Origin of the sequence: Exiguobacterium sp. s83 (assembly GCF_018617095.1) — a bacterium.
GTDB lineage: Bacteria > Bacillota > Bacilli > Exiguobacteriales > Exiguobacteriaceae > Exiguobacterium > Exiguobacterium profundum.
Map to the genome: position 1 here is coordinate 400,869 of NZ_JACSJP010000001.1, position 17,665 is coordinate 418,533.

At 49.0% G+C, this 17,665-nt stretch carries 18 protein-coding genes; 17 read left to right on the forward strand and 1 reads right to left on the reverse strand.

Annotated features, from left to right (window positions below; translation table 11 throughout):
• Positions 1-30 precede the first annotated feature (30 nt).
• From rsmD to KNO73_RS02060, 3 genes are read left to right on the forward strand one after another with little or no spacing between them, the layout of a single operon-like run.
• Entirely contained in the window at positions 31-594 is a 564-nt protein-coding gene (gene rsmD, locus KNO73_RS02050; RefSeq protein WP_214730942.1) for a 16S rRNA (guanine(966)-N(2))-methyltransferase RsmD, read from the forward strand.
• Positions 595-598: 4 nt separating this feature from the next.
• Complete coding sequence (gene coaD / locus KNO73_RS02055) at positions 599-1,093, forward strand: pantetheine-phosphate adenylyltransferase (protein ID WP_015881296.1); 495 nt, start codon at positions 599-601, stop codon at positions 1,091-1,093.
• Positions 1,090-2,082 carry a SepM family pheromone-processing serine protease gene (locus KNO73_RS02060; RefSeq protein ID WP_215111987.1) on the forward strand — a complete coding sequence of 331 codons (993 nt, stop codon included), beginning with the start codon at positions 1,090-1,092 and terminating at the stop codon, positions 2,080-2,082. Before coaD ends, KNO73_RS02060 begins: the two co-directional genes overlap by 4 nt.
• On the opposite strand, the gene KNO73_RS02065 is transcribed toward KNO73_RS02060, so the two are convergent.
• A complete protein-coding gene (locus KNO73_RS02065) occupies positions 2,061-3,191 on the reverse strand; it encodes a tRNA(Met) cytidine acetate ligase (protein WP_215111988.1) in 1,131 nt (376 codons plus the stop codon). The genes KNO73_RS02060 and KNO73_RS02065 overlap by 22 nt on opposite strands.
• 156 nt (positions 3,192-3,347) lie before the next feature.
• Between KNO73_RS02065 and KNO73_RS02070 the strand changes: the two genes are divergently transcribed.
• From KNO73_RS02070 to ftsA, 14 genes are all read left to right on the forward strand, one after another.
• Entirely contained in the window at positions 3,348-3,875 is a 528-nt protein-coding gene (locus KNO73_RS02070) for a YceD family protein (RefSeq protein WP_015881299.1), read from the forward strand.
• A 22-nt stretch (positions 3,876-3,897) separates the two neighbouring features.
• Complete coding sequence (gene rpmF / locus KNO73_RS02075; RefSeq protein WP_015881300.1) at positions 3,898-4,071, forward strand: 50S ribosomal protein L32; 174 nt, start codon at positions 3,898-3,900, stop codon at positions 4,069-4,071.
• 119 nt (positions 4,072-4,190) lie between these two features.
• The gene (locus KNO73_RS02080) at positions 4,191-5,030 is read left to right on the forward strand and encodes a ketopantoate reductase family protein (RefSeq protein ID WP_251024822.1); all 840 of its coding nucleotides are present in this window, start codon (positions 4,191-4,193) and stop codon (positions 5,028-5,030) included.
• Positions 5,024-5,383 (forward strand): DUF3397 domain-containing protein, encoded by a 360-nt coding sequence (locus KNO73_RS02085; RefSeq protein ID WP_047795445.1) that lies wholly within the window; start codon positions 5,024-5,026, stop codon positions 5,381-5,383. Before KNO73_RS02080 ends, KNO73_RS02085 begins: the two co-directional genes overlap by 7 nt.
• A gap of 24 nt (positions 5,384-5,407) precedes the next feature.
• Positions 5,408-6,964 (forward strand): bacillithiol biosynthesis cysteine-adding enzyme BshC, encoded by a 1,557-nt coding sequence (bshC, locus tag KNO73_RS02090; RefSeq protein ID WP_215111990.1) that lies wholly within the window; start codon positions 5,408-5,410, stop codon positions 6,962-6,964.
• A gap of 159 nt (positions 6,965-7,123) precedes the next feature.
• A complete protein-coding gene (rsmH, locus tag KNO73_RS02095) occupies positions 7,124-8,056 on the forward strand; it encodes a 16S rRNA (cytosine(1402)-N(4))-methyltransferase RsmH (protein ID WP_078146645.1) in 933 nt (310 codons plus the stop codon).
• Between the two features lie 24 nt (positions 8,057-8,080).
• A complete protein-coding gene (ftsL, locus tag KNO73_RS02100; RefSeq protein ID WP_015881305.1) occupies positions 8,081-8,443 on the forward strand; it encodes a cell division protein FtsL in 363 nt (120 codons plus the stop codon).
• Positions 8,444-8,472: 29 nt separating this feature from the next.
• Entirely contained in the window at positions 8,473-10,590 is a 2,118-nt protein-coding gene (locus KNO73_RS02105) for a penicillin-binding protein (RefSeq protein WP_353048427.1), read from the forward strand.
• Between the two features lie 57 nt (positions 10,591-10,647).
• On the forward strand, positions 10,648-11,952 hold the full coding sequence (locus tag KNO73_RS02110; RefSeq protein WP_214684535.1) for a UDP-N-acetylmuramoyl-tripeptide--D-alanyl-D-alanine ligase: 1,305 nt from the start codon (positions 10,648-10,650) through the stop codon (positions 11,950-11,952).
• Between the two features lie 21 nt (positions 11,953-11,973).
• Positions 11,974-12,933: a phospho-N-acetylmuramoyl-pentapeptide-transferase gene (gene mraY / locus KNO73_RS02115; RefSeq protein ID WP_215111992.1), complete on the forward strand. Its 960-nt coding sequence runs from the start codon at positions 11,974-11,976 to the stop codon at positions 12,931-12,933.
• A gap of 13 nt (positions 12,934-12,946) precedes the next feature.
• Positions 12,947-14,284, forward strand: a complete 1,338-nt coding sequence (murD, locus tag KNO73_RS02120; protein WP_078146649.1) for a UDP-N-acetylmuramoyl-L-alanine--D-glutamate ligase — start codon at positions 12,947-12,949, stop codon at positions 14,282-14,284.
• Positions 14,281-15,357, forward strand: a complete 1,077-nt coding sequence (gene murG / locus KNO73_RS02125) for an undecaprenyldiphospho-muramoylpentapeptide beta-N-acetylglucosaminyltransferase (protein ID WP_215111993.1) — start codon at positions 14,281-14,283, stop codon at positions 15,355-15,357. Before murD ends, murG begins: the two co-directional genes overlap by 4 nt.
• A 14-nt stretch (positions 15,358-15,371) precedes the next feature.
• Positions 15,372-16,142: a cell division protein FtsQ/DivIB gene (locus KNO73_RS02130; RefSeq protein ID WP_214687899.1), complete on the forward strand. Its 771-nt coding sequence runs from the start codon at positions 15,372-15,374 to the stop codon at positions 16,140-16,142.
• Positions 16,143-16,387: 245 nt separating this feature from the next.
• The gene (ftsA, locus tag KNO73_RS02135) at positions 16,388-17,656 is read left to right on the forward strand and encodes a cell division protein FtsA (protein WP_353048428.1); all 1,269 of its coding nucleotides are present in this window, start codon (positions 16,388-16,390) and stop codon (positions 17,654-17,656) included.
• Positions 17,657-17,665: the final 9 nt, after the last annotated feature.

Below are 17,665 nucleotides of genomic sequence, written 5' to 3' on the forward strand. Positions count from 1 at the left end.
ACCTTCATCTTTTCTGCTGGAGGGAAAGACATGCGTGTCATATCTGGAGAACGAAAAGGGACCCGTTTAAAGGCGGTACCGGGAACGGCGACACGGCCGACGACCGATAAAGTGAAGGAATCGTTATTCAACATCATCGGACCTTATTTTTCAGGCGGGAAAGCACTAGACCTTTACGCGGGCAGTGGTGGGCTCGGAATCGAGGCGTTATCACGAGGTTGTGACGAAGCCATTTTTGTCGATCGTCAACCGAAAGCCGTCCAAACGATTCAAGAGAACTTGCGAGCGACCCATTATGAAGTAAAAGGGAGAGTATATCGTCAAGACGCCAAGGCGGTACTCGAACAGCTCAAGGTTCAACAGGAACAATTCAAGCTCATCTTTATGGATCCTCCTTATCATGCGGAAGAACATGTGACCTTCTTACAGCTGATCGATGAGTCGAATCTCTTGATTGATATCGGCGTAGTCGTCTGTGAACACGGTAGCGACGTGACGTTACCGGAGCGGGTGGGACGATTTGAACGAATTAAAGAACAGCGATACTCAGATGTCATCACCATCAGTTTCTATGAGTACGCATCGGAGGAGTGACACGATGAAACGGATTGCGATTTGTCCGGGTAGCTTTGACCCCATCACGAACGGACATCTAGATATTATTGAACGAGCGGCGGCCATTTTTGACGAGGTCATTGTCGCCGTCCTTGAAAATTCAAGCAAAGCCCCATTATTTGATGTGGAGGAACGACTTGGACTGATCCGAGATGTGACGACACATCTGCCAAACGTGTCGGCTGACGCGTTCGGGGGATTGCTTGTCGAGTATGCCGCAGAGCGGGAAGCGGCGACGATCGTCCGTGGGCTCCGTGCAGTCTCAGATTTCGAATACGAGCTTCAAATCGCATCAATTAACAAGAAGTTGAATGAGAACGTCGAGACGTTGTTCATGATGACGAATAGTCAATATTCGTTCCTCAGCTCGTCGATTGTCAAAGAAGTGGCGAAATATGGGGCTTCGGTCAGTGAACTCGTACCGGAACAGGTTGAAATTGCCTTGCGTAAAAAGTATCAAGTGAGTTCGGGACAATGAAATCGTTAAAGATCGGTCTCGGTTTACTCGTCACAGTTCTTCTCTTCCTGTTCGTCCCACTTCCTTACTACATCTCTTCACCCGGAGCGGCGACCTCGATTGAAGAGTTCCTGACCGTCCAAGGTGGCGAAAAAGAGGATGGGGAACTGATGATGGTGACGATCTCCCAACGCCGTGCGACTCCGTTTTGGTTAGTGGAAAGTTGGGTGACCCCGTTCACGGAAGCGAATTTATCCAGTCGCTATTTATATGATGGAGAGAGTGAGGCAGACTATGAACGTCGCCAACAATTATTGATGGATTCCTCTCAACAAGCGGCAGTTCAATATGCCTATCAGTTAGCAGATCAAGACGTGACGGTCGATTTCGAGGGGATTTATGTATCCGCTCCGATTCCCGGATCTCTTGCGGCCAATGTGTTGAAACCTGGTGATGTCATCACGGCCATCGATGGGATGTCCTTTGCCACTCGCGTCGACTTTTTGAATCGCGTTTCGGAATTTGATGCGGGCGATGAAGTGGAGTTGACGATTGAACGAGACGGCGAAGAACGTGTCGTGCAAACGCTCATTCAGCCGATCGATCAAAGTGGAGATCGTGTCGGAATTGGAATCTATGAGCCACTTCCCGTTCAAGAAATCACAGCTGATCCTGAAGTCGATGTCGCTTTGACGAATGTCGGCGGTCCGTCTGCAGGATTGATGTTCACATTAGAAATCTTTGATCAATTGACGCCAGGTGACTTGGCAAATGGAAAACGGATTGCCGGAACGGGGACGGTCGATGAGGAAGGGAATGTTGGACCTATCGGTGGTGCTTGGCAAAAGATAGTCGCCGCCGATGAGGAGAAAGCGGAAGTCTTCTTTGTGCCGGCCGGTTCGAACTACGAAGAGGCGCTGGAATCACGAGACCGTCTCGACAGCGACATTGAAGTCGTCCCTGTCAAGACGGTCGAGGATGCGATTCGTTATTTAGAAGAGATGAACTGAGGGCGTTTCCGGTGCTCGATCAACGCATCATCGTGAAGCGGGAGTCGATATGCTTCGGTGACACGAGCTTCAAAATCGAGCCGGGCATCGAACTTACTGACGAGCGGCACGTCATCCTTCACATCTCGTAACGCAAGTCGTCCGAGATCATTGAAGGCGAGCGGTCTCACGTAAGGGACTTCGTCAAAGCGTGTCGGTGCCTCGTCTTTTAACCAGTGAAGCAGTACGGCGACGAACGCCCGCTGAATGGCGGTACGCGTGTAGCGGCGTGTCGACACGGCAGCAAGGGCACGTTCGAATGAAGGTTCGACTCCCGCCTGCTTAAGACGAGGTGCGAGAGAAGCATCAATTCCTACGAGCTCCGTCATTGTGTGGAGTGGCAAGGTTCTCAGTTTGAATTGTAAGACGGGCCAATAGTGTTCCCAATGTGTCATCGGTCGTGTCCGAAACATCGCTTCAGTTGATGCCGGGACGGCACGAACTTCACCGGTGCCTAAATAATGAGTCCGAATGCCTGTCGCCGACATGACATCCATTAATGAAGGGTCATGATAATCAGCCCCGAGCCGTTTGACTGTATGTAACTGAATCGATTTTGCTGCTTTGGCGTAATGGTAGCCCAAAATGTTGTTTGGTCGCGTCAAATCAAACGAGGGATAGACGGTCCGAAAAGCTCGACTCGAAGCTTGCGCGGACGAGTGCCCTTCTTGTAGCGCTTCTTTAAGCGCCTCTTTATAACGTGGCGCCTCTTCGACATGTGAACGGGCTGCATGTAGGATTGCATCTATATCCCCGCTCTCACTCCCGAACGATAGCGTCTGGCAACGGAGCTGTTCAGCAATCGAGACGGAGGCGCTAGCGAAACGGTCGGCGCGTTGGACCCCGTACTGGGTCGGTAACTCGATGACTAGATCGATTGCACCGCTCTCGACGGCAGCCTTAGCCCGTTTCCACTTGTCGAACGAGGCGGGTTCGCCCCGTTGAGTGAACTGGGCACTCATGATGGCAATCATGACATCCGCCCCGGTTTCGTGACGTGCAGTTTGCGCTTGATAATAGTGCCCGTTGTGAAACGGGTTGTACTCTGCAATAATGGCCGTCTTTTGCATGATTTACTCCTTTGCATTGTCGTATGGATTGGTGTAAGATGAGTAAGTACGCTTTGGCAAAGCGCCGTCGTCAACTGATTTTAGTGTAAAGAAAAAACATTGACAAAACAAGTTGGCCTATCTATAATTCATATTGTTGCAATTGAGGTGATTCGGATGAAATGGTCTATTGCACAGCTACTTAAGCTCCGAAACCAGGGTGACGGTTTTACAATCGATGAGATGGTAGAACTACCAGAGCTGACTCAGCTCCATCCGGATATCCGTTCGATTCGCCCGGTGCATGTGCACGGGGATGCATCGTTCACATCTAATCAAGTTACATTCAATCTGAAGATTCAAGGTGACCTGACGTTGCCAGATGCGCGAACGTTAGAAGATGTCACTTATGAATTCGATATTGAATCGCTCGAGCCTTTCTTTTTGGAGAATGGGCGTTATACGGAGCAATTCGATGACGTGAATTTGCCAGAAGGAAACACGATCAGTCTTGTACCGATTGTAAAAGAGCTCATCATGTTAGACGTCCCGATGCAAGTTTACGGGAACGAAACAGACAAAACTCAGGTTGAAGGAGAAGGCTGGACGCTTACTGACGAACAGCCCGAAGCCCAACCAAAAATTGACCCGCGTTTCGCGGGACTGGCCGACCTGTTCTCGAAAAAAGAGAACGAGGAAGGTTAACTTATCAAGGAGGTGGACAACGATGGCAGTACCATTCCGTAGAACGTCGAAAACTCGCAAACGTCTTCGTCGTACTCACTTCAAACTCAACGTACCTGGTATGAACGAGTGCCCGAACTGTGGCGAAATGAAACTTTCACACCGTGTTTGCAAATCTTGCGGACATTACAACGGTAAAGAAGTAACAAGCAAATAATGCTTGAAGGAGTGACCTGTTCTCAGGTCGCTCCTTTTTTGTTTGTCATTTTTGGGTCATGGCGAAAAGATGTGGTAAACTTTTTGTGCGAAAATAGTTCGAATAGGAGGAGGACCATGATGAACTCCATCAAACGAATTGGTATCATCGGAAACGGAGCGGTCGGATTATTGATGGCATCTTTGCTCGCAGATGATTACGACGTGACGCTCTACGGAAGAAGCGGGTCATCTGATCCACTTGTCATCACACGGACCGGCGTGACGGAAGGGACGGCACGTGTGTCGTTCCGTTCCAGTCAGACGCTTCAAGAAACGGACGAGGATCTCTTTTTTGTCACGACAAAAGCCCATCAAGTCGAGGAAGCGACGGCTCGCCTCTCGGGTAAGGTGCCCGTCTTTATTTGTTCGAATGGGATTGCCCATCTGGAATATGCGAAACGTCGAGGGTTTCATTTAGGTGTCGTCGAGCATGGGGTGACGAAGCGTGGTCATGAGGTTGAGCATCGTGGGCTCGGACGGATTCGGATCGGAAGCACATCGGTACTACACCCTCTATCATTTCAAGAGAGCCCACTTCACATTGTGTGGGAAGAAGAGATTGAGCAAGTCGTCATTGAAAAATTGTTTGCCAATGCCATCATCAATCCCATTACAGCGTTATGCCGGGTCCCGAACGGCGCACTCGCCGGCTCACCATATCGTGAAATCGCACAATCGATTTACGATGAGTTGATACCGTTGTTTGCGCAGCACGTCTCGTATTCCTACATCGAGACGATTGTCGAACGTACCGCAGAGAATCGCTCCTCGATGCTGCGCGACCTTGAAGAAGGTCGGCCGACCGAGGTGGATGCAATTTTGAAACCGGTGATTGAAAAAGCCGAACAAATGCAGATTTCTCTCACTGTCATTCCGCTATTACATAAACTGATTCTAGGAGCGAGCGCATCGTGTTAGTGTATATCGTTTCATTTCCACTCATCTTATGGTTTATGGTGTATATGATACTTAGAAAAATTATGCCGAAATCAATCAACTCATTCAAGCTCGCATGCGATGCCGGAGTCATCCTTTGGTTTTATGCATGCAGTATTTTACTTGAGGCCATCGTCGGGACAGATATGTTGCTGTTATTGCTCGCAGCGTGCTGTGCGATTTTCCCGATCAACGCGATTTGGCAGCGGATTCGTTATGAGGAAGTGCTGTTCACGAAGATGTTCGTCCATGGTTGGCGGTTACTCTTCTTGCTACTTGTCCCGACCCACGCCATTTTATTCGCGATCGGTATAGCCCAAGGCATGATTCGTTGATTGATTGAAAGGAAGTTGTTACACGTGAAGGTAGAAGCATTTGATGCGCTATATGCATCCACATCACCGATGATTCAAATCGATCATGGATATGGTCGCTGGCTCGATTATCGAGGGATGGATGAAATCGAGAAACGTGCCGAGGAGGTCTCAGGGCGCACCTATGAGCATCTGCCGGAGCTCGTCGAGATAATCAAGGGGCAACAAGAACAGTTCGGGGAACTTTCGGAAGAGTTGGAGGCGAACCTGGAGTTACTCGCTCAGCGAAAAGCGTATGTGATGGTGACGGGACAACAGGTCGGCGTATACGGAGGACCATTGTTTGCCGTATACAAACTGTTAGCGGTCATCAAACGGGCGAAGCAGGCCGAAGCGAAATTAGGGAAACCGGTCCTTCCTGTTTTCTGGATGGCGACGGAAGATCATGACTTTGCTGAAATCAACCATGTCTTCACGACACAGGCGTTTTCGAGGACGTTGAAAAAAGATGCCTTGTCATCGTTACCGCTTGCAGGAAAAGCATCGATAGGGGACTTAGAGTTCGAACGGGTAAAGCTCGAACTTGTTCAAATGGCGCAACGTCTGCTATTGAATGAAACAGAGACACCGTATACCTCGCATTTGTATCGTGAGTTGATTGACCTCATTCAAGCGAGTCGTTCGTTCGCTCATTTTTTCGGTGGCATGATGCGGCGATTCGTCGGGTCTGACTTTTTATTGTTTGACCCGCACGCGAGAGACGTACGGGATCTCGAACGACCCATGTTCCGACGTCTCATCGAGCATCATGACGCGCTTCATGAAGCGCTCGGTCATGCGTATGAAGAAGGGATGCCGTCGGTCGAATTGAACAAGGATGCGGCCCATCTGTTTTATCACGATGGGACGCGAGAGCTGCTCACAAAAGTCGATGGCGTGTTCACGACAAAGCGAGGGCATCGCTTCACTGAAGGCGAACTGCTCACAGAGATAGAGGCGCATCCGGAGCGTTTCTCAAATAACGTGGTCTCCCGTCCGCTCATGCAGGATTTCTTGTTCCCGACTCTTGGGTATGTGGCAGGTCCCGGTGAAATTGCCTACTGGCTCCAGCTTCGACCGCTCTTCCACGAGATGGGCTGGATGATGCCGCTTCTCTTGCCACGTCTTGGTGGGTTGATCGTGTCAAGAAATGATGAGAAGAAGCTTCGTCAAGAAAGCGTGACATTGGAGCAGTATATGAAGCAACCGCTTCCGGACCATGCCTTTGACGACGAAGCGTTTGAAGAAGAGCTATATGCGTACCGGACGCTCACGGAGGCCGTCAGTCATGAGGCAGGGAAACAAGGAAGACGATTTGAGGCGAAGTCGAGACATGTGCTCGAGCGATTGGCAGATGAGATGCGTGCCGAATCGAAGCGAGAACAATATCGCTTGAATGCACGACGGATTCATCTATCGACCCGACTGTTCCCGATGGATGCCCCTCAAGAACGTATCCTCTCGATGGTTCCGATATTAAATCGTCACGGACTAGATGTGTTTCAACGATTGAAACAGGCATATGAACAATCCGATTCGGAGCGATGTTTGTTCTATGTATAATCATTTTTTGGAGAGCTCTTGACATTTGTCAGGAGCTTTTTTTCGTTGTTACCTTTTTGTTTCCTCTTTTCACTAAAAACCTGTACGGACCTTGACATTTTTATGATAAAGTAAGTGTAATAAAACAGTTGAAATATGTAGGTTGAGAGGGTTTTTTGAATGTTTGAGCATGAAACGGTTTTAAAAATGGAGTCCATTGAGGGATTGAACATCAAACCAGATGGGGTATATGTCGATTGTACGTTAGGTGGAGCGGGTCATAGTGAAGAAATCGCAAAGCGTCTAACGACGGGTCAACTATATGCGTTCGACCAAGATGACGTCGCGCTCGCACATGCGAAAGAGCGATTGGCTCCTTATGAAGGCCGTGTGACGTTTATAAAGAGCAATTTCGTTCACTTGAAGGAAGAACTCGCCCAACGTGGTGTGACAAAAGTGGACGGTGTACTATTCGACCTAGGCGTTTCTTCGCCACAGCTAGATGAGGCGGAGCGCGGGTTCAGTTACAACTATGACGCACCGCTCGATATGAGAATGGACCGGTCACGGGACTTTTCAGCCTATCATGTTGTGAACGAATGGTCGTTCGGAGAACTTGCTCGTATTTTCTTTACATACGGGGAGGAAAAGTTTTCAAAGCAAATCGCACGAAAGATTGAGCAAGCCCGTGCCGATAAACCGATTGAGACGACATTCGAGCTTGTCGACTTGATTAAAGAAGCGATTCCTGCACCAGCTAGACGAAAAGGCGGACACCCGGCGAAGCGGACGTTCCAAGCGATTCGAATCGCCGTCAATGATGAGTTGAACGTATTCGACCGCGCCGTTCAAGATGCGATTGATTTACTTGCATTGAATGGACGCATCTGTGTCATCACGTTCCATTCGTTAGAAGACCGCATTTGTAAACAAGTGTTCAAAGAGCGAAGCCAGCATCCACCATTACCACCGGGGTTGCCGGTCATTCCGAAAGAATTTGAACCTGAACTCAAACTCATCACGCGTAAGCCAATCGTGGCGAGTGAGGGAGAACTTGAAGATAACCGTCGTTCACGCTCTGCTAAGTTGAGAGTGGCCGAAAAACAAAAATAACCGAGAGTGTAGGAGGGATACCTGATGCCAGAAGCTGCCCGTAAGGCGTTGCAGCCTCAAGTAACACCGAATCGAAATCCGATTCCGCAAGAACGACCAATACCTGCTCCAAAACGACGCACGTTGACCTTGTTTGAATCGATCCTGTATCCAGTGATGATTGGTTCAGTGGTCATGTTCGGTGGCATCACGGTGTCGAAGCACAATGAAGCGTATAATATTATGCGTGATACAGCAGCCGTCAATCAGCAGGTCGACGGGGTTGCAAAAGAAAACGAAGAACTAAAGTATGAAATCGCCCAATTAAGCTCGCCCGAAAGAATTTATGCGATTGCCGAGAAGCTCGGAATGAAATTCAATGAAAAGAATGTCAAGGTGATTGATTGATGAATTCTTTAAAACAGAGTAAAAAAAGAGTGGCGTGGGTAGCGATTGTCTGCTTCACCCCGCTCTTTTTATTTTTTGTTGGATGGTTCCTTTATTTATCCGTCACCCATACGTACAAAGGGGAGAACATGCTCGCATTCGCGGAAGAGCAACGGTGGAAAGCGGTCAGTACGTTAGAAGCGGAACGGGGCGAGGTGTATGATCGCTTCGGTCAACCGATTGCCATCAACATTCCATCATACCGGCTCGTTGCCGTTTTGAAACTCGGTGGTGAGCGGGTCAAAGGGAAGACGCTTATGCCCGATGAGTTCGCCGAAGCGGCAAAGCAATTGTCGACCGTGCTTCCTATGACAGAAGCCGATTTATTGAAACGGCTTGAACAAAATGCCGACCTTGGACAGATCGAGTTCGGTGTTCCCGGTCGTGACTTGACCGTAGAACAAAAAGAAGAGATTGAAGCATTCAATCTTAACGGCATCACGTTTGTCGAGGAACCGAAGCGCTATTACCCGAACAAAGTATTTGCTTCCTCGGTAATCGGATATGCCCAGAAAATTGACCAGAACGGTCGTATCGAACTCGTCGGTGAATTAGGGATTGAAAAGTCTCTGAATGATATTTTAAGTGAATCGTACGGTCTGTATCGATTTGAGAAAGATTTGGCAGGTCGTGAACTCGTATCGAGTGACGAGCAGTTGAAGATTGAACCGGAAGACGGGGCGGACGTCCAATTGACAATCGACCACAGAATCCAACAGTTGCTCGAAACGAAGATGAATGAGTTGTATGAGGAGTATGAGCCGAAACATGCGACGGCCATCATCATGGACCCGAAAACGGGAGAGATCATCGCACTATCGGACCGACCATCGTTTGATCCGAACACACGCGAGATTTCTTCGTACAGTAACTTCTCTGTTTCGTCTCGATTCGAACCTGGATCGACGATGAAGATCTTTACGCTCGCGGCAGCCATCAACGAAGGCGTGTACAATCCGAATGAGCTGTATGAATCCGGTTCATACAAATATGGCAAGACGGTCTTCAATGATTACAACATTACGGGATGGGGTACCATTCCTATGGTAGAAGGCGTCTGGCATTCGTCGAACGTCGCATTCTCGATTTTAGCGAACGAACGACTTGGTCTCAGTCGATATGAAGATTACTTTAAAGCGTTCAAGTTTGATCAGCGGACAGGAATCGATTTGCCTGGAGAGGTCAATAGTCAATTCGATTTCGAAAGTCCGATGAACGTCTTGATTACGGCATGGGGACAATCGACAGCGGTGACACCGATGCAAATTTTGCAAGCGACATCGGCCATCGCAACGGATGGGACGATGAAGCAACCGCACCTCATCAAGAAAATCGTCAACAGCGAGACCGGCGAAACGATTCGGACGACCAATCCGAAAGAAGTCGGTCAACCGATCACGGCGGAGACAGCCAAAAAGACACGTGAAGCGCTCGACGGTGTCGTCAATAGCGATGTGGGAACCGGGCAACTGTATGCGTTAGACAACTATCGTGTCGTCGGAAAGACCGGTACCGCTCAAATCGCCGAGAACGGAAAATATTTGAGTGGACAGTATATTCACTCATTCGTCGGGATGGCTCCGGAAGACGATCCGGAACTTGTCATGTATATCGCGGTGGACAGACCGAACAGTGACTCGTCTACGACCGGGCCACGAATCATGGCGCCACTTTTCAAAGACGTGATGGATGTCGCATTACGTTACCGGAGTGTCGAGCCTGAAAAACAAGAAAAAGCAGTCGAAGCCTCGACGAAGACAACGTCTTCTTATATCGGTCAAAACCGTGAAGAGGCAGTGAACGCATCGACGGAGAATTCCTTCAATCCGATCGTGTTAGGTGATGGAGACGAAGTGATTGCGCAGAGTCCTGTGAAAGGACAATCTTATGTCGTCGGTGAACGATTGTTGCTAAAAACGAGCGAGTCGTTTACGATGCCTACATTAAAAGGTTGGTCGTTACGTGACGTCAAACGTTTAGCGACCCTTTATCAATTAAATTTAGAAATCGACGGTACCGGATTTGTCACATCGCAATCGATTGGCAAAGGGAAACCGGTCAAAACAGGTGCCTCCTTGAAAGTGAAGTTGGAGACACCGTCGAATTAACGCACGAGATGAAGAGGGCTGCGGCTCTCTTTTCCTATGTAAGAGGAGGAAGTTTGTATGGAACAACTGACAGTTCAAAAATTGGCATCATGGTTTGGGATGGATCTACATGACGAGCGTCTCGTCGAACGGGTCGCCACAGATTCGAGAGATGCAAACGAGGCGGGTCTCTTCGTCCCAATCGTCGGGGCGCGAGTCGACGGCCATGACTACATCGAGGCGGCCGTTGAAAAGGGTGCGATTGTCACGTTCTGGGAAGAGGGTCGCCCTCAACCAGACAACCTGGTTGTCATCCCTGTGAAATCGACGGTCGAGGCATTGCAAACGGCAGCAGCCCGATATTTAGAAGAGATTAATCCGCTCGTCGTCGCCATTACGGGCTCGAATGGGAAGACGTCGACAAAAGACATGGTCGCTGTCGTGCTCGAGGAGAAGTTCAAGACGCATAAGACAGCCGGAAATTTCAACTCGGACGTCGGCTTGCCACTTACCGTTCTCAGAATGCCACTGGATACGGAAGTAGCCGTCCTAGAGATGGGAATGAACGGATTCGGTCAAATCGAGACGCTGTCAAAACTCGCCAAGCCTGATGTGGCGTTTGTGACGAATATCGGGGAGTCCCACGGTGAACAAGTCGGCGGACGGACAGGTATCGCCAAGGCGAAACTTGAGATCAAGGCCGGTCTCAAAGCAGACGGTCGCTTGATCGTCGATGCGGATGAGCCACTTCTTTCCGGTCAAGGCTATCGTGTCGGATACGATGAAACGGCAGACGGGAAAATTGAAGTGATCGAAACGACATTTGACGCATCGATCTTTAAATACAACGGGGACTTGTATGAACTAAAGGTGCTCGGTGCCCATCAGATTCGAAACGCAGCCTATGCAATCGCGTGTGGACTTGCGTTCGGTCTCGATCATGCGATGATTCAACGTGGCCTAGACCGAATCAAGTTGACATCGATGCGGATGGAAAAACAGATGTTCGGCGAAGCTCACCTCATTAACGATGCCTATAACGCAAGTCCGACGTCGATGATTGCAGCGATTGAGACAGTCAAGTCGCTTGAAGGATTCTCGAAGCGTGTGCTCGTCCTTGGAGATATGTACGAGTTAGGAATGGATGAACAACTGCAACACGAACAAGTCGGTGGCGCGGTGACATCTCCCGTGACCGATTGTATTCTTGTTGGAGACAAGGCAAAATGGATCGCGGATGGGATTCAAGATTCACGAGTGAACGTTAAAATGGTCCCGACGGTTGAGGAAGCGAAGGCGCTCCTTCATCATTATCAACGACCGGATACTGTGGTATTGTTAAAGGCATCTCGAGGACTGGCGCTTGAGCGTCTTGTTCAATAAATAGAGTAGTGAGGTAGCAACATGTTAATTAGTTTAATCGTATTAATCAGTTCATTATTAAGTGTCTTGATCGTGATGCCGCGAGCCATCCCAGCATTGCGTCAATTAAAGTTCGGACAAGAGATTCGTGATGAAGGTCCAGGTTGGCACCAGAAGAAGTCGGGTACACCGACGATGGGTGGGATTGTCATCCTGCTCGCCATCCTCGTCGGATTCATCGTATCCGTCATCTTCGGCGAAGCGGTCGCAGGATTCGGTACCCTTCTATTCGTTACGATGGCATTCGGTGTCATCGGTTTCTTGGATGACTACATCAAAGTCGTCAATAAACGAAACCTCGGATTGACGTCCCTTCAGAAGTTGATCGGTCAAATCGTGGTATCGGTATTGTTTGCATGGTTCTTGTCACTCGGAGGAGACCTCGATACATCAATCTCGATCCCGTTCACGTCGATTTCGTTCGATACTGGATGGTTCTATATCGCCATCGTCATCTTCTGGCTCGTCGGGTTCTCGAACGCTGTCAACTTGACGGATGGATTAGACGGACTCGTCTCGTTCTCGGCCATCCCGACGTTCACATTCTTTGGGATTTACGCCCTTACACAAGATGAACTTGGGATTGCTTGGTTCGCGTTTGGGGTCGTCGGTGCCTTGATCGGGTTCCTAGTCTTCAATAAGTATCCGGCTAAAATCTTCATGGGGGACACCGGTTCGCTCGCACTAGGCGGAGCCGTCGCTGGACTCGCTTTGATGTTGAAGCTCGAATTACTTCTCGTCTTCGTCGGCATCATCTTCGTCATCGAGACGTTGAGCGTCATCTTGCAAGTCATCTCGTTTAAAACGACGGGGAAACGACTCTTCAAGATGAGTCCGATCCATCACCACTTCGAAATGGTCGGGTGGTCAGAATGGCGCATCGTACTCACGTTCGGAGGCATCAGTTTAATTACAGCAGGTTTATCATTACTACTCATGTAAAAGGGTGAGACAGATGGAAAAGCAATGGCACGGTAAAAAAGTTCTTGTCCTCGGTGCTGCGAAGAGCGGTATTGCGGCGGCGACATATCTGCATCATGCGGGAGCAGATGTGACGATCAATACGGGGAACATCCCTCCGGAAGACGAACAGGAAAAAATTCAGGCGCTCGGGATTCAATCGGTGTTTAACGAGCATCCCCTCGCTCTGTTGAATGAGACAGAGGTGATTGTCAAAAACCCAGGCATCCCGTATCAGATTCCATTGCTTCAGGAAGCGATGTCTCGTCATATCCCGATCTATACTGAAGTGGAACTTGCTTATTTAGCAACGGAGGCGGAATTTGTTGCTATCACTGGCTCAAATGGGAAAACGACAACCACGACACTCGTTTATGAATTGCTCAAAGGTGGGGAGCGTCCGGTGCATCTTGCGGGAAACATCGGATTCCCTGCGATTGAAGTGGCGTCTCAGGCGAAGGCGGGCGATTTGATTGTGATTGAATTGTCGAGTTTTCAATTGATGGGGATTGAGTCGTTTCATCCTCGCTCGGCGGCACTACTCAATCTATCGGAAGCTCATTTGGACTATCATGGGGATTTTGATGCGTATGCGGATGCAAAAGGAAACTTGTTCCGTCGAATGACGAATGCAGATCAAATCGTCGTGAAAGTGACAGATCCGGAAGTGATGAAACGTGTCCCGGGAGAGATTGAACCGACTACGTTCAGCTTTGACCGGGGTGACGCTTCTGTCGTCGATGGATGGGTCACGGTTCGTGGTGAAAAAATCATGCCGGTAAATGAGTTGGCATTAGGCGGGGCGCACAACGTGGAAAATGTATTGGCTGCACTACTTTTAGTGGAACCATTCGCTATTCCACGTACGCATATCGAACGTGTGTTACGAAACTTCGGTGGCGTCGCGCATCGGACCGAGAGTCTCGGTGATGTGCTCGGACGTGCCGTCTACAATGATTCGAAAGCGACGAACAACGTGGCGGCGGAAGCGGCGTTACGTGGATTTGACGCCCCAATCGTCTGGCTTTGTGGTGGTCTCGAGCGTGGTGCGGACTTATCTTCGCTCGCCCCGGCTCTCTCAAACGTAAAAGCTGTCATCGCGTATGGTGAGACGAAAGAGCGTTTTAAAGAGCTCGGCGAGTCCCGACAGATTCCATCTTTCACCGTCGAGACGTTGGCAGACGCCGTTCCGCTCGCGTTTGAGCAATCCGAGACGGGAGACGTCATCTTACTCTCACCCGCTTGTGCTAGCTGGGATCAATTTAAAACGTTTGAAGAACGAGGCGAGCAGTTCGTTCAACTCGTCCGTTCATATGAGGAGGCGAACCGATGAAAATCATGATTTCTGGTGGTGGTACCGGTGGTCATATTTATCCGGCACTCGCATTGATTGAAACGCTAAAAAAACGTCACCCGGATTTACAGGTACAATACATCGGGACGGAGAATGGGTTAGAAGCTGATCTCGTACCGCGAGCCGGTGTCCCGTTCAAGTCGATTCAAATCGCAGGTCTGAAGCGTTCCCTTTCACTCGAGAACGTGAAGACAGCCTACTGGTTTTTGAAAGCCGTTCGGGCATTGAAAAAAGACATGACGGCGTTTAAGCCGGACGTCGTGATTGGGACGGGTGGTTTCGTATCCGGCCCCGTCGTCTATACGGCACAACAGCTTGGGATCCCCACGATTCTGCATGAACAAAACAGTATCCCAGGATTAACTAACAAATTCTTATCGAAGAATGCCGATCGGGTTGCCCTCTCGTTCAAAGGCTCAGATGTCCATTTCCCGGGTTCGAACGTTCGCTTGATTGGAAACCCGCGTGGTAGCGAAGTCTTGCAAACGGAAGTCGATGAGGCGTCCGTCCGCGAACAGTATCGTTTAGATGACCGTCCGATCGTCTTGGTGTATGGTGGGAGCCGCGGAGCCGAGGCAATCAACCGAGCGGTCGTGGAAGCGATCCCGTCGCTCTCAGAATTGCCAATCAACGTCCTTTACGTCACGGGGAAAGTGCATTTCGATGCGGTGTCGAAACAGGCGCCATCTTCTGACAATGTACACATCCATCCATACGTGTACGATATGCCATCTTTACTCGCCTGTACGTCACTCGTCATCTCACGAGCTGGCGCTTCGACGATTTCAGAATTGACCGCCCTTGGTTTACCGAGCATTTTGGTACCTAGTCCGTACGTGACAGCTGACCATCAAACGAAAAATGCTTCGGCCCTCGTCGAGAACGGGGCGGCCATCCTTGTGAAAGAAGAGGCGTTGACGGGTGTTACGCTCGTAGAAGCGATTCGTCAAGCACTCGAACAGCGTGATGAGATGGCGAACGCATCGCGTGCACTCGGTTTCCCGGACGCGTCAGATGCATTGGCCGACCTGGTAGAAGAAGTCATTCAATAAAGGAGTAGAACCCGATGGAACCAAGCCAACAAACGGTACGTAGTCTCGAAGACCGTATTCCATACATGAAAAAACAACGGCGTAAAAAAGCGAACCGTCGGATGTTCTCTGTACTCTCACTGTTTGGAATTCTCATCCTACTCGTGGTCTACATGCAGACTTCGATGTCGAATGTGAAAGAAGTGAAGGTATCGGGTCTTTACTGGTTAGAAGAAACGTACGTGTTTCAGGACATGAAGCTCGATTCATCGACGAAGTTTGTCAGTCTGTCCCCAAACAAGATGAGTGAACAGATGGAAAAGTTGCCTGGTGTCAAACGGGTAGAAATCGATCGTTCTTGGTATAACAAGGTTCAAATCACCGTGACAGAAGAGAAAATGATCGCTTATGCGAAAGCGGAAAAAGGAGATGTCGTCGTGTTAGCCGACGGTTCACTCCATCCGACCGGAGCCATCACCGATCCGCAAAAGCTAAAGGACGGACCACTCTTACGAGAGTTCAACACGGAAGCAGAACTCGAAAAGATCGCAAGTGAACTCGAGCGGGTCGATGATGCGACACGGGCTCGTATGTCAGAAGTGATTTTATCGAAACGAAAAGATGAGCCGACGCGATACGAGATTTTTATGAACGATGGCAACACGTTACTCACACCGACATTGAAGTTAAGCGAGACCGTATCAAAGTATGGAGAAATTTATGAAAACATCCCGAAAGGTGAGCGTGGGACCGTCGTCATGGATGGTGGTTTTTATTTTGTTCCATACAAGAAAACGAATGAATAATCAGTTATATTACAGTCCTTAGACACATAAGGGCTGTTTTTTTGTCGTTTGTAAACGAATTGATAACGCGAAACCGCTTAAATTGTAGGATTCTACCTTTTCTCACTATCTTATTTGTTGTAAACTTAGACGTGAGATATCTTGTCGAAACCAACAATTTTTTTGGATATCTGTATATGTGTCAAGCAATTGGAACAGAAAAATTATAGAGCGGAGGTGTTTCCCTTTTGGAAGCGAATGGTTATGTGGCCGCATTAGATATTGGAACGTCAGAGATTAAGCTCGTCGTCGGTGAATTGCTCGGCGGAACGCTTAATATTTTGGCAGAAGGGTGTGCACCGTCTGCGGGTGTAAAACGTGGCGCTGTCGTAGACATCGATAAAACAGTCCAAGCGATCAAACAGGCCGTTGAGCATGCTGAGACATCGCTAGGTGATCAAATTCGATCAGTATACGTTGCCATCGAAGGGGAGCATATCCAAATTGCCCCATGTCATGGAATTGCATCCGTGAAGCGAGAAGATCAAGAAATTACCGACGCAGACGTGATGGAAGTCATCAACTCGGCACAAGTGATGCGATTACCGGACGAGATGAGTGTCATCGATGTGATCCCATCTTCATTCACGGTTGATCAGCAAACCGGCGTTGTCGATCCACGGGGCATGTTAGGCTATCGACTTGAGATGCACGGGAAAATGGTGACCGGGTCGAAGACCATTTTACATAGTATTCGTCGTTCGATTGAACGGGCAGGATTACAACTCGAAGGTTTTATTCTAGGAAACCTTGCCCTCGGTATGAGCGCAGCTTCTGTAGATGAAATCGATTTAGGAATCGGGCTTGTCGATGTCGGACATGAAAAGACGACGGTCTCCGTATTTTATCGGGGAGATCTCGTCTACTCGTATATCCTCCCGGTCGGTGGAGATCATATGACGAGAGACTTGGTCTATAAACTCAATTGTAAATATCAAGACGCCAAAGTGGCGAAAGAAGAATATGGTCTCGCTCTTGAAGAAATGGCTGATGAGACAGAAGGTTTCTCCTACACGAACATCAATGGGGAAGTGGCGTTCGAACCACAGTCAGAAATTAGCTACGTTTTAGAAGCGAGAATAGAGGAAATGTTTACCCTTATGTTGAATAAGGTTCAAAAAGTAGGTGTTCCGATGCTGAATGGCGGATACTTACTTTGCGGTGGGGCAGCTGCTCTACCTGGTATTCAGGAGTTGGCGACTCGTATTATGGGCCAAAAGACGAGATTGTATCAACCATCGTCGATTGGTGTCAGACATCCAAAATACGCGACAGCCGTCGGCGTGTTGAAATATGTCTTGATGAGTGATCATCATGTTTCGAAATCTCAGCTTGAAAAACCGGAAGTTCGCCAGGAAACACTTCACAAGAAGCCGGAAGCGACCGATATTCATGTAGGAGAGAACGAATACGAGAGCGATCAAGAGTCGAAAAAAGGGTTTAGTCGTTTGATGGAAAAATTATTTGGCGTTTAAGCTGACGAT

Coding starts and splice junctions, on each gene's coding strand:
- rpmF (WP_015881300.1), top strand. CDS start 3,898: ATGGCAGTACCATTCCGTAGAACGTCGAAAACTCGCAAACGTCTTCGT.
- murG (WP_215111993.1), top strand. CDS start 14,281: ATGAAAATCATGATTTCTGGTGGTGGTACCGGTGGTCATATTTATCCG.
- KNO73_RS02080 (WP_251024822.1), top strand. CDS start 4,191: ATGAACTCCATCAAACGAATTGGTATCATCGGAAACGGAGCGGTCGGA.
- murD (WP_078146649.1), top strand. CDS start 12,947: ATGGAAAAGCAATGGCACGGTAAAAAAGTTCTTGTCCTCGGTGCTGCG.
- KNO73_RS02065 (WP_215111988.1), bottom strand. CDS start 3,191: ATGCAAAAGACGGCCATTATTGCAGAGTACAACCCGTTTCACAACGGG.
- KNO73_RS02070 (WP_015881299.1), top strand. CDS start 3,348: ATGAAATGGTCTATTGCACAGCTACTTAAGCTCCGAAACCAGGGTGAC.
- coaD (WP_015881296.1), top strand. CDS start 599: ATGAAACGGATTGCGATTTGTCCGGGTAGCTTTGACCCCATCACGAAC.
- KNO73_RS02060 (WP_215111987.1), top strand. CDS start 1,090: ATGAAATCGTTAAAGATCGGTCTCGGTTTACTCGTCACAGTTCTTCTC.
- rsmD (WP_214730942.1), top strand. CDS start 31: ATGCGTGTCATATCTGGAGAACGAAAAGGGACCCGTTTAAAGGCGGTA.
- KNO73_RS02130 (WP_214687899.1), top strand. CDS start 15,372: ATGGAACCAAGCCAACAAACGGTACGTAGTCTCGAAGACCGTATTCCA.
- rsmH (WP_078146645.1), top strand. CDS start 7,124: ATGTTTGAGCATGAAACGGTTTTAAAAATGGAGTCCATTGAGGGATTG.
- mraY (WP_215111992.1), top strand. CDS start 11,974: ATGTTAATTAGTTTAATCGTATTAATCAGTTCATTATTAAGTGTCTTG.
- ftsL (WP_015881305.1), top strand. CDS start 8,081: ATGCCAGAAGCTGCCCGTAAGGCGTTGCAGCCTCAAGTAACACCGAAT.
- KNO73_RS02110 (WP_214684535.1), top strand. CDS start 10,648: ATGGAACAACTGACAGTTCAAAAATTGGCATCATGGTTTGGGATGGAT.